Below are 11674 nucleotides of genomic sequence, written 5' to 3' on the forward strand. Positions count from 1 at the left end.
ATAGCTTTCTCCTTGTCGGAAAATATAGTACTTTTTTCTGACATTCAAGTTAGGAAAATATCTGGGTGTTTTTGTAAGTAGGGCGGAAAGCAGTCATTTTCTGCACTTGCCAACTTGATCATCGAGTACCCGGAAAGCGGACGTTTACGTTAATCAGCCATGGGAAGCCTTTGAACCGACGCCTAATGGGATGCAAACGCGGCATCTGTATGCCGTGGTCAAGGTCGGCTCTGGGCCGTCATGGCATCCGGTGCGGCAACAATCAATGACACATTGACCCCTGTTCTACCGTTGGGCGCTTTCAAGATAGAATAGCAGTCCGGCGAGCTCTCGCGGCGTCGGAGTCAGAACGCCGCCGATTTCGACTGGGACGAGGTCTTCTGCCATCGCACCGCCAAACTCAGGCATCACCCGGGAGAGGTGGCTGTTTTGCGGATCGCCATAGATGTAGCTCAAAGCACGTGCTTGCGGAAAACTGCCGCCATTTCTCTCGCTGAGTGTCGTTAGATCCGGCGGAGTAACAGGTAAACTGGCAGCTTCCGGACCACCCCCTCGCGCATCGGCACCGTGGCAAGTCGAGCAATTAGTTAAGAAAAACGCTTCCCCGTCAGCACGTGTGGGCATCGCATTTTCTTCCCGGACGAGTTCCGAACACGATGCAACAAGCGTTGTCATGAGCCACACTAAAGCGAGCCGGCGACAATTGATCATTAGCATCTCCTTTTCTGGAGAGAGACAAAGGCAAAACTCATGCCTCGGGCATAAAGACAGACTGTGTCAGGTGGATAAATTAGTCGAAACACCCGAGTTCTCACATTTTACCAAGCGCGGCGATGAGGTCTCTGGACGCAACCTGGAGTCCACGCCGTCGTGTCACGTGAAGTGACCTGCAGTCTAGTTTGCGCGTTTTCGCGCTTCAGGATGTAGGGCTGCTCCAAGGATATGTTCAGATCGGTGTATCACGTGATTTGCCTGGCCAACTATCAGCGGGTCAGGAGCATCAACAATCTCAAGGTCCTTTCCAGGGTAGTCCAAAGTAGACAAAAAGTGGCGCATACAATTCAGGCGGGCTCGTTTCTTGTCGTTGGATTTGACGATGGTCCACGGGGCATCCGCCGTGTCCGTGTAAAAGAACATCGCTTCTTTTGCCTCGGTATAGTCATCCCACTTGTCTAGGCTGGCTTTGTCAATTGGTGACAGTTTCCATTGCTTCAAAGGATCTGTCTCGCGGCTTTTGAACCGGTTTTTCTGCTCCGGTTGGGTGACCGAAAACCAATATTTGTAAAACCTTATGCCTGATCGCACGAGCATGCGTTCCAATTCAGGAGCTTGTCTCATAAACTCCAGGTATTCGTTGGGATCACAAAACCCCATTACCCGCTCCACGCCTGCTCGATTGTACCAGGAGCGATCAAAGAAAACCATTTCACCAGATGTAGGCAGCTCCTGAACATAACGTTGGAAATACCATTGCCCACGCTCTTCATCGGTTGGCTTGTTCAATGCGACAATTCGAGCCGCTCGTGGATTCAGGTGCTCCATAAATCGCTTTATCGTGCCGCCCTTACCGGCCGCATCACGTCCTTCAAAGAGCAATGCGAATTTCTGTCCGGTCTGCTGTGCCCAAATCTGGACTTTGAGCAGCTCTGCCTGGAGCTTAGCTTTCTCGGCCTCGTATAAGCGTCGGGCCATTTTTTTTCGATAAGGGTATTCACCGGTTTCGAAGGCGTGGCGGACCTTTTCAGGGCTCGGACTCGACTGTATCCCATTCACAACCAGCTTCGCTTTGTCTGATGCCACCGAACTGTTTGCGTCTAGTTGGACGCTATTGGCCGTCGCCATTCCCATGCTTTCATCTCCTGTCCCTATGCTTGCGAGGGCACTAGCAGATCCTGGCTTCCAGCGCTTTGATCGGTGTCAACGAACCGTTACAAACCACGTCTTGGGTGCATTAGAATCGTCGGGAGGGTATCGCGAACCGCAGCGCTTCAACCGAATTGAGGCTCAGAGCGTGCGGAGATTTGGACAGCTTAACCTGACGCGATACCAAACTCTGTTCAATGCTTGGTAAATTCCGTCAGTTCACGTTTTCCGATTTGAATGCGAGATAGGGTCCCAAATCTGGCTGTTCATGCGTAAACACCATTGTCCATTTCATGTTGTGATGCGCCACGCAAATGTCTGCGTGGAATGAAGTAAAGTCGGGATATCGATTGGAGGTACACGAGTAGGCCCAGTCATCGCTCTCGTCGAAAACTAGATAAGGGGCCGGCCATTGCTCCAGATATCGCTATTTCGATTGCAGCAGGATAATCTCCTAAAAACAGTCGTTGGTCTTCTGTGCCGCTGATCCAAGCCACCTTCAAGTTTGGGTCGAAGAGCAATGGTTTCACCTCTACTTGCCTAGTTCTAAGCCAGACAGGTTCAAATTCTCTGTTGTCCTCCAAAGTATCTAGGCTTGTATTGTGTGTACTCGAAGTCCATATACACAAGGCTTACGTTTTTCTTTTTCGACCTGCTGTCTCCCCAATTCGGCGTTCAGTCTTTCGATTCAGACCGACCACGCCGAGTCGCCGCAATGATGCGGGCGGCAAGTATTAGGAGACCTCCACCATGGCAAATGGCACAGTAAAATGGTTCAACTCGACCAAAGGTTTTGGCTTTATCGAGCCTGAAGATGGCAAGCGCGACGTATTCGTGCATATCTCGGCACTTGAACGTTCCGGCATCAGCGAATTGAAGGACGGCCAGAAGGTTACCTTCGACGTTGAAGCGGGCCGTGACGGACGCGACAGCGCCGCCAATCTGGCACTCGCCTGACCTTTTTAGGGCACCCTTATTGGGTGCCCGTTTGAACAATGGGCGACTAAAAGCCGGTGGAGAACTAGTAACTTGCAACCTAAAGACTGGACGCGGGTGCTCGCGCAATACCGTGTGGCCGATGCTAAGCGAAGTGTTATTGAACTTGCGATCACTGTTGCCCCCTTATTCGTGCTATGGGCCCTAGCGTGGTTTGCGTTATCTTTTAGTGTCTGGATCGCAATACTACTGGCCGTCCTGAATGCCGCATTTCTGGTCCGTATCTTCATCATTATGCATGATTGTGGTCATGGATCTTTCTTTAGAAACCGCAACGCATGCAATTGGACCGGCCGGGTTCTAGGTGTTCTTACCGTGACACCCTATGACGTTTGGCGGCAAAGCCATGCGATTCACCATGCCTCAACCGGTAACCTTGATCGGCGTGGTATGGGTGACATCCCTACATTGACCATTGAGGAATACCTGAAGCGGAATTGGTTCGGGCGTGCCGCGTATCGTCTGACCCGGAACCCCGTCTTCCTGTTCGGTGTTGCGCCGATCTATACGTTCTTTATTCAAAACCGTTTGCCTCTTGGTTTCATGCGTTCGGGCTGGCTGTACTGGGCAAGTGCGATGGGAACAAACGCCGCAATTGCAGGGACATTGGCCCTGGTTTTTTGGGCCGGAGGCATTGAGGTTTTGGCGTATGTTTTCCTACCAACCATGATTGTCGCATCATCGATTGGTATTTGGCTTTTCTATATTCAACACCAGTTTGAACACACGACCTGGGACCGGGAAGAGGGGTGGAACCTTCAGAACGCCGCATTCTATGGAAGTTCTCACTATGCCCTACCAGGCATCCTGCGTTGGTTCTCTGCCAATATCGGCGTACACCATGTTCACCACCTTGCCAGCCGCATACCGTTTTACCGGCTAAACGAAGTTTTGCGTGACCATTCTGCGTTAGAAAATTGCCAGCGTATTACTCTATATGAGAGCTTTCATTGTGCACGATTGCATCTTTGGGATGAAAAAAGTCAACGCCTGCTCACATTTTCCGAGGCTTTGTCGAACGCCAATTCCAATAGGCATTTAGTGTAGTCTGGCGCGTACCAGATAGGCTTCGACCGTATCACCGCCCAAGGCGCGAATGGCCTCTAGTCGGTGAAGGCCTTCAATTAGTACAAACCTCTTATTGTCCGAACGTATCTGGATCGGGGTCTTCTGGCCGTTCTTCAGGATATCATCGGCCAGCGTCAGGACTTTTTGCTGATCAAGTGTTTTCGCCCGTTTCACAGGTACATAGATCAGGTCGAGCGGATATGGTCTTTTCTCCAACATAAGCTACGTCAGCAACCTTTCGTGCATTTGTTCCGGTTCAGATTTCGCCTTAAAAGCGCGGGCTAAAACGTACGTCATAGAACCAAACGAACAGCGTCTCGCAGTTCCTGATGCATAATCCAAGTCGCGGGCTCATCGTCACTTTCAATGTGAGAAAATGCGAGGACCTGCGCGGCGCCATCATTCTGTGCCGATCCGGCTTCGGGAAGTTCGAGCTCCAGATATTCTGCGATCAATAGTCCTATTTTCTTAAAAACCTTGATGGACGCCTCTCGCGATTTGTAACCGGCTGCCTGAGACAAGCGACCAATGGTCAGACCGTCCTTGCCCGCGATTGTAAGTGCTTTGAGCATTGTGACCTGCGCAGGGGTGAGCCTGATCTGGCGCAATGCCTCGGTATATTCTCTTTCACTGGGAACGAAGGTGCCGGAGTTTCCCTCCAAACGGCGTTGACCGCTACGCTTCCTGTCTCTTTCTTCCAGAATTTCTTTTAAGGCTTCAATGGCCAATGCTGGTGTTTCTCCAACTGCATCGGCAATCATTGCCTGCGTTTTAGCCGGCGGCTTGGGAAATGCCCGTGCAACACTATTGCCGCTCAGAACGCCAGCCTTAATCAAGTACTTTCCAAATTCTTCCTCAATCACTCCAGATACGTCAGCGTTCCGCGTCGTACGAACACTGCGGTCCTGAAATGCTCTTTGTCCCAGACCACGAGCTGACATCTTTGAGTCCGGGAGGGTTACCTGAGGGGTATTTTTACGCATCAGAGAAACACCACTACAATTATCGCCGCAACACACACTGTTGACGCAATAGATATCTTAATCCTGTAGGACCGGCGACGCGCCTTTTCGGCTTTGAGGCTCTTTCCCAGGTTTTCGTCAATCGAGTTATGGTTCACGGCTTAGTCCTTCCGGATTTGTCAGGCGGCTTTGGTTTCCACCAACTTATTGTCGCGGCACACTTTCGGTGCACGTATCGTTCTGTCGTGTAAACGGCCGATTACATTCCCAACCATCACCTCTTCGATTTAAGTGAGCATTTGCAGGGACAAGGATCGCGACGCACCTGTCCCGGTTTGCGCGAAAACCACGTTCGCACTTCCATCCAGAATAAGTTTCAGGTGCAAGATATGCATGCTGTGGAATTGCTATAGGTTTACAGCCGCTCTCCGCTGCCCAGTAACCTCTGAGGCATACCCATCCATCCGAGCTTCTTTTGTCGCTCAGACGGCCGTTTTCTGGGACCTCTATTGCAACACAATCCTGGTTCTCCTTACGAAATCCCCAGTTGCAGTGTATTTCCTGCACGCCAAACCGGGTTTCGACGTACCCATTTTGAGGCGGAATCACTTCTTCACATTCTTCTCCAACACGCTGGAACAGCCGATTGCACTCCCACTGATCTCCTGTTGATGTAAGATAGGCATTTTCAGGAACTCTTATTTCCTCACAGAGTTCTCCGACATTCTGAAAACCGTGATTGCATTCCCAGCCGCTGCCATAGGCGCTACCCGTCAAAAATGCGTTTTCTGGTAAGTCTGTTCTTTGGCAGGATCCGTTCTTGTTTTCGAAACCTTCGTCACAAACAGACCCATCGGCATTGCCCGCGACCTGAGCAGGAAGCTGCGTTCCTGAGAGAAACACCAAAAGTGTCGGGATCAAACAAAGAATGCAGCGAGCAAACACGATGAATGAATGGTCGAAACGGAGCCTGAGACCTGATCTATCGGGCATCAAGCACGCAATTTAAGAGCCATGTGTTGTTCATACGGCGCCTTCTTTCCTAGGTCACGCGGTGACAGGGGCATGTCAGGTGACAGTTGCAAATGCTTGCGAGCAACGAGCTCATAGCGAAGACCCCAGCGGAACCCGTTCCTATGCTGAGGCACATGCTACAATTAGTCTGAAGGCCATTGGATTATCGTAACCGGCAGCATCGCGGCGGCGAGTAATTTTTTACCAATGCACTCTTGTCGTTCCTAGTCTGTGAAGAGTCAAGGACGCACGCTCGTCAAGAAGCGTGTGCTGCGGAATGGTCAATTTTTGAGACCGGCGAGTTATTAGGTGGTTAAGAGAATAACTGAGAGGCAAAATTCACTTTGGGGCAATTTAGGTTGACAATTCATCTGTGAAATCGCCGGATTTCTTGGGCAACAATCTTGGAGGTGGTGAACGCTCGCCGCTCCAGCCTATTGCCGACACCGAACTAGGAGATTCGCAATTTCTATCGACAGTTTTGCGGACACTGAGATTGTAAGACACCTGGCCGACGCTGCACGTCGTTGCCGCATGGTTTTCTTCACTGGATTACCAGCATCAGGAAAGTCATTCCTGTTGCGTCAGCAGATATCCATTTCGGTCTCCTTGGGACGTCGCGTGCATATTATGCGTTGGGATACAGGTCTCGCGGCGTTTCAGACCGAAGATCTACTCGCTAGGTATCCAGATGTTTCGGATGGAACTCATCCGTTGATCCGAAAGGCTGCCGGGCTGTGGGGTCGGAGAGCACTGGCGCGATGGCTGGCGGAGAATACCGACCCCACAGACTTGATTGTCGGAGAAGTCCCTATCATCGGAAACAGGTTTTCCGAGTTCATCCAGGCGCAGCCGAATCAGGTTGAACCAGCCTTAGCATCCGAGGAAACCACATTCATCTATCCTGTTCCTACAAAGAGCTTGCGTGCCAATCTCGAAGCTATTCGAAGATCTACGTTTGCGAACCCAAAACATCCTGATGAGGCCTGGGACGCGCCACCATCCACAATGGAACTGGCTTGGCGTTTGACGTGTGCCAAGGCCTCAGAATTGGGCTTGATCTCTGAAGCGGATATTCATTCTCCGTACGAGGAGATGATTTATGTGCGGTTTTTTGAGCACCTGCTGCAACACCGAAACGCCATCAGAATTGTGGTCGATACGATTTATTCAAATGCCGGATCAGCCCATGATCTGGATGCGAACGTCTTAGAACTCAGTGCTAGCTCAGACGAAGTAAAGTAGGCAATCGCAGAGGTAGAGACTACTTTTACAGTCGAAGCAGCCGCCCGAGAAGTTAAAAACTGGTATCGGGTGTAGCCTCGGACAAAGGTCTGTTCGGTTGGCATTTCGGAATTTGCAAAGCTTGGTTGCGAAGGTCCGCTTTGGGGCTGCGAGCGGTCAGCAGCAATCATTGAGCCTAGGGCAGCTTTGTCCTGCGACCCAGTCATTGCCGAGGTGGAAATGCTGCGCTCTGCACGAATGGCGCAATACGAAAGCGGCGCTGCGGCGGTGAGGGGCACGATGAATGACTGGTAGCGGCCGAGCCTCGCCTCCAAGTCTTAGCGTCAGTTCCGGAAAATGCGAAATATGCCCGAACCGGCATCCCAGAGGTCCAAAAGCCGGGCGTAGAAATGCTCACGCGCGACGAAGGGGCTCTGTCCAAGTCCGGTTAGTTCAACCTCAAGTGTATCGATCAAGCGAAGAAGGCGGCGGCGGTGAATGCCAAGGCGACTCTGAACAGGGTCGGCAAACACACCTGCGAACGCGGCGAAAACCGATCCGATCATGACAAGCCCCGCCGTGGTGACGGCAGTAAGCCAGGGCGATGCGCCCGTCGGGAAAAACCCGTACCAAATCCCGCCAATTGTCTGACCCAGCGGAAACTCCGTGATGGCATTGGTGCTTGCCATAGCATCAGCAACGCCCGGCGCCATCGAGATCATGCCCGGTGTTAGCGCCTGAAAGACCAGTGCACCAACAATAAGTGCACAGAGCACTGTAGTCATCTCGGCAACGGCAGACCGAGTTGCTGCATACTCGGAAATCGCGCCCGCCATTCGATGGCCGAGCGCCTCCGCATCGGCCGCGCTTTCACGTTTTCGGATCATTTCGCGAAACTTCGGTGCAGCAAGGATGGCGCGCGAAAGCGCGTCCGGACTACGAGCCGCAGCCCCTTGCGCCAACGACAGTTTCAGAAGATCGGTCACGACGCAGGCTTCGACCCTGCGCGCCACAGTGGTGCGCAACAGGATGCGCCGTGAGGCCAGCCAGTCCGCGCCGCCACCCCACCGGGCACGGCGGCAAAGATATGCCGCGATCCGCGTCAGCACCAGGATTGGCGACAGCACCACATTCATCGGGGCGCGCAAAATGTCCCATCCGAGTGCCGACCGGTGAAGGAGAAGTGTTCCGGGCCAGGTGAAATGCCTTGCCACAAACACATCCACCTCAGCCCGCCGGTCCATAAAGTATTCACGGACTTTCGGACGGACAACCTTATCGACTTCCACGGTGGGGTTCGATAGCGACCTCATGGTGGTGACCCGCGATCCCTGTCTTGTTGTGCAAGAAACGTCTCATACTGTTTCACGGCTCGGCATGCTAGCCGCTTAACTACTCTCTTCATATCTCATCAAGTGAGCATTGTTGTAAGAGCGTTGACGAGGCTTCTTGGTCACCAGTCCGTTTGTGCTTTTACTTCGAACAGCACTTTTCAGGCATTGCTGTCACTCAGCAAATCGAAATGCTGCTGTGTGCACGAATGGCGGCATTTTGGAGGTCAAGCTGTGAAATCAGATAATGTCGAATGTCGGTATAGGGCCGTCATGGCATCCGGTGCAGCAACTATCAAAGGCGCGTTGAACCCTGTTCTACCGTTGGATGCTCTCAAGATAGAATAGCAGTCCGGCGAGCTCTCTCGGCGTCGGAGTCAGAACGCCGTCGATTTCGACTGGGACGAGGTCTTCTGCCATCGCACCGCCAAACTCAGGCATCACCCTGGCGAGGTGGCTGTTTTGCGCATCGCCATAGATGTAACTCAAAGCACGTGCTTGCGGAAAACTGCCGCCGTTTCTCTCGCTGAGAGTGGTTAGGTCCGGTGGAGCAACAGGCAAACTGGCAGCTTTCGGACCACCCCCTCGCGCATCGGCGCCGTGGCAAGACGAGCAATTAGTTAAGAAAAACGCTTCCCCGTCAGCACGTGTGGGCATCGCATTGTCCTCCCGGACGAGTTCCGAACACGATGCAACAAGCGTTGTCATGAGCCACACAAAAGCGAGCCGGCGACAGTTTTCCGCAAGCATCTCCTTTTCTGGAGAGAGACAAAGGCACAACTCATTTCTCGGGCATAAAGACTGTCTTCATAAAGTGAATCAAAATAGTTGAAACACCTGTGTCATTTTTTCTCACCAAGCGCGGCGATGAGGTCTGTGCACCTTCTTGCCTTCATCTCCTGTCCCTACACTTGCGAGGGCACTATCAGATCCTTGCATCCAGCGCTTTGATCAGTGTCAACGAACTGTTACAAAACCACGTCTTGGAGGGTTGTATTTCACCGGGATGGATATCGAAGACTGAGATGAACCGGGCATCAGATCATAGTAGATTTTCCATCTGACAGCCCGATTGGTCGCTCTATTCTTTGGCTATTCGGCCAGAATGGACATGATCACCGAGGTTTTCCAGCTCGCCCTGACAGGGCTCAGAGATTCCCTCTAGCAAATCGTATGCTTCAATATCTGCTTCGATCTTTCTCAAGTCAGATGACGGGCCGTTTGTGGGGCGCGGGTTGGCTATATCCGTGGTCGCCTGGTCTGAAATGCTGCGCGCAGGATGCGGCAGCTTGGCAAGGTCAGTTTAGGACGATCGACTGAGAGCATAATGAACCGAAACAGCGGTTCGAAAAAGAGCAACAATAGCCTGGGCCGCATGACGTTTACCGGGCGGTTTCGCGATGGGTCGGCCGAGATATCTTTCCGGCACAACCGGTTTCAATCGTCCGACAACGATTGACAACAGGCACGCCATGCCCCATGTGTCATGAACGTCATCGCTCTGCCGCGTGAGCAGGCGGGATCAACCCGCCCCCGGCCGTGACGTACCGTTTTCCCACATCACGTAGGGGGGACGTCGCTCAGGGCGGCTCTCGGCGCAATGCGGCGCCGCGGGCGGTTGCTCCGGGTGCACCCCGACCGAACGATCGCAAGGGCGCTCGTCGGTGATACCGGACGCCTGTCCGGGCAAGGACTGACATGACATTTAATGAACTCGGGCTGAACGCCCGCATGGTCTCGCGGCTCGATAGCCGGGGACTGACCGACCCCACGCCGATCCAGGGTAAGGCCATTCCGCGGGCGCTCGAAGGTCGCGACATCCTCGGAATCGCCCAGACAGGAACCGGCAAGACCGCTGCGTTCGGCATTCCACTGGTTGTAGCGCTCGCCAAAAGCTCCGAGAAGGCCGCGCCTAAGTCGGCACGCGGGCTGATCCTTGCGCCTACACGGGAACTTGCTAACCAGATTGTCCAGAGCCTCAAGGGCCTGACCTCTGACCTTCGCATCATGCTTGTCGTCGGAGGCAAGTCGATCAACGCACAGGCGCAAAAGCTTTCGCGCGGCACCGACATCCTCGTGGCGACACCGGGTCGACTGATCGATCTCATGGACCGGCGGGCTGTCGACCTGAGCAAAACGCGCTTTCTTGTCCTCGACGAGGCGGACCAGATGCTCGATATCGGTTTTGTTCATGCCCTGCGGCAAATCGCACCGAGACTGGGCAAGGATCGCCAGACAATGATGTTCTCGGCCACCATGCCGAAGGCGATGGCGGATCTTTCTCGCGATTATCTGACTGATCCGGTTCGCGTCGAAGTCTCACCTCCCGGTAAGGTTGCCGACAAGGTGGCCCACTCGGTGCATTTCGTTCCAAAAGAGAAGAAGCAGGATCTGCTCATAGACCTTCTCGACGGACACCGCGACGACCGGGCGCTGGTCTTCTCACGCACCAAGCACGGTGCGGAACGTCTGATGAAGCACCTCGAGAAGATCGGGTTCGCGGCCACTTCGATCCACGGCAACAAAAGCCAGGGCCAGCGCGATCGCGCTATCGCCGCCTTCAAGGCAGGGGCGGTGCGTGTCCTCGTCGCAACCGATGTCGCTGCACGCGGTATCGACATTCCCGGTGTGGGCCACGTCTACAACTACGATCTGCCGAACGTTCCCGAAAACTACGTCCACCGCATTGGGCGGACCGCCCGAGCAGGACAAAAGGGGCGCGCGGTCGCATTCTGCGCGGCTGACGAGATGAGCGAGTTGAAAGCCATCGAGAAGGTGCTTGGCACTGGCATCGAGGTCGCGGGCGGTGCGCCTTGGGGCGGAAACTCTGAAAAGGCCAAACCAAAACCCAAGCGCCGCGCTCGTCGCCGCAGCGGGCGAAGACCCGAACGCATGGCCGCCTGACACCGGTCGGGTGGAACAACGAAGGATAACCGGAAGGGAAGACAGATGAGAGACCTCAAGATCGACCTTTCCGGCTTCCGCCGAAGGCTGCTCGACAAGTTGCTGGCGGCAATTGCCGCTGCTCTTGCAGTCGCTGCACCGTGGTCTGCACAGGACCGCTCCGGCGTGCCGCCTGACAACGCGCAGAACCGGACCTTTTGGGCGGGTTGGGACCACACCATCGGTTTTCGCAAAGACGACGGTACCTGCGCGGCTCCCGGTAGCATCGGGCAAGGTCATCGCCGATTTGCGGGCCGAACGTCCTGAGCGCGG

12 protein-coding genes are annotated in these 11674 nt (G+C 53.8%); 5 read left to right on the forward strand and 7 right to left on the reverse strand.

The window, feature by feature from the left end:
* Positions 1-285: 285 nt before the first annotated feature.
* Both ACR0EZ_RS24160 and ppk2 read right to left on the reverse strand, forming a co-directional pair.
* Entirely contained in the window at positions 286-711 is a 426-nt protein-coding gene (locus ACR0EZ_RS24160; RefSeq protein WP_480617351.1) for a c-type cytochrome, read from the reverse strand.
* A 183-nt stretch (positions 712-894) separates the two neighbouring features.
* The gene (gene ppk2 / locus ACR0EZ_RS24165; RefSeq protein WP_480617352.1) at positions 895-1848 is read right to left on the reverse strand and encodes a polyphosphate kinase 2; all 954 of its coding nucleotides are present in this window, start codon (positions 1846-1848) and stop codon (positions 895-897) included.
* 765 nt (positions 1849-2613) lie between these two features.
* Between ppk2 and ACR0EZ_RS24170 the strand changes: the two genes are divergently transcribed.
* Both ACR0EZ_RS24170 and ACR0EZ_RS24175 read left to right on the forward strand, forming a co-directional pair.
* Positions 2614-2820, forward strand: coding sequence for a cold-shock protein (locus ACR0EZ_RS24170; protein WP_170430361.1), 207 nt, complete (start codon positions 2614-2616; stop codon positions 2818-2820).
* Positions 2821-2892: 72 nt separating this feature from the next.
* Complete coding sequence (locus ACR0EZ_RS24175; protein ID WP_480617353.1) at positions 2893-3906, forward strand: fatty acid desaturase; 1014 nt, start codon at positions 2893-2895, stop codon at positions 3904-3906.
* Here the strand turns inward: ACR0EZ_RS24175 and ACR0EZ_RS24180 are convergent.
* The 3 genes from ACR0EZ_RS24180 to ACR0EZ_RS24190 form a co-directional block, all read right to left on the reverse strand.
* Positions 3898-4146 carry a ParB N-terminal domain-containing protein gene (locus ACR0EZ_RS24180; RefSeq protein ID WP_480617354.1) on the reverse strand — a complete coding sequence of 83 codons (249 nt, stop codon included), beginning with the start codon at positions 4144-4146 and terminating at the stop codon, positions 3898-3900. The two genes, ACR0EZ_RS24175 and ACR0EZ_RS24180, sit on opposite strands and share 9 nt — an antisense overlap.
* 74 nt (positions 4147-4220) lie before the next feature.
* Entirely contained in the window at positions 4221-4790 is a 570-nt protein-coding gene (locus tag ACR0EZ_RS24185) for a hypothetical protein (RefSeq protein ID WP_480617355.1), read from the reverse strand.
* A 303-nt stretch (positions 4791-5093) separates the two neighbouring features.
* Positions 5094-5882: a hypothetical protein gene (locus tag ACR0EZ_RS24190; protein ID WP_480617357.1), complete on the reverse strand. Its 789-nt coding sequence runs from the start codon at positions 5880-5882 to the stop codon at positions 5094-5096.
* Between the two features lie 555 nt (positions 5883-6437).
* Between ACR0EZ_RS24190 and ACR0EZ_RS24195 the strand changes: the two genes are divergently transcribed.
* Positions 6438-7148 (forward strand): DEAD/DEAH box helicase family protein, encoded by a 711-nt coding sequence (locus ACR0EZ_RS24195; protein ID WP_480617359.1) that lies wholly within the window; start codon positions 6438-6440, stop codon positions 7146-7148.
* Positions 7149-7471: 323 nt separating this feature from the next.
* Here the strand turns inward: ACR0EZ_RS24195 and ACR0EZ_RS24200 are convergent, their stop codons facing one another.
* Entirely contained in the window at positions 7472-8440 is a 969-nt protein-coding gene (locus ACR0EZ_RS24200) for a DUF6635 family protein (protein ID WP_480617360.1), read from the reverse strand.
* A gap of 336 nt (positions 8441-8776) precedes the next feature.
* Positions 8777-9166 carry a c-type cytochrome gene (locus ACR0EZ_RS24205; protein ID WP_480617361.1) on the reverse strand — a complete coding sequence of 130 codons (390 nt, stop codon included), beginning with the start codon at positions 9164-9166 and terminating at the stop codon, positions 8777-8779.
* A gap of 990 nt (positions 9167-10156) precedes the next feature.
* On the opposite strand from ACR0EZ_RS24205, the gene ACR0EZ_RS24210 reads away from it, so the two are divergent.
* Together ACR0EZ_RS24210 and ACR0EZ_RS24215 are read left to right on the forward strand one after the other, a co-directional pair.
* Positions 10157-11362: a DEAD/DEAH box helicase gene (locus ACR0EZ_RS24210; RefSeq protein ID WP_480617362.1), complete on the forward strand. Its 1206-nt coding sequence runs from the start codon at positions 10157-10159 to the stop codon at positions 11360-11362.
* Between the two features lie 45 nt (positions 11363-11407).
* Positions 11408-11668 (forward strand): hypothetical protein, encoded by a 261-nt coding sequence (locus ACR0EZ_RS24215; RefSeq protein WP_480617363.1) that lies wholly within the window; start codon positions 11408-11410, stop codon positions 11666-11668.
* Positions 11669-11674 lie beyond the last annotated feature (6 nt).

This window comes from Ruegeria sp. AK4, assembly GCF_056541025.1.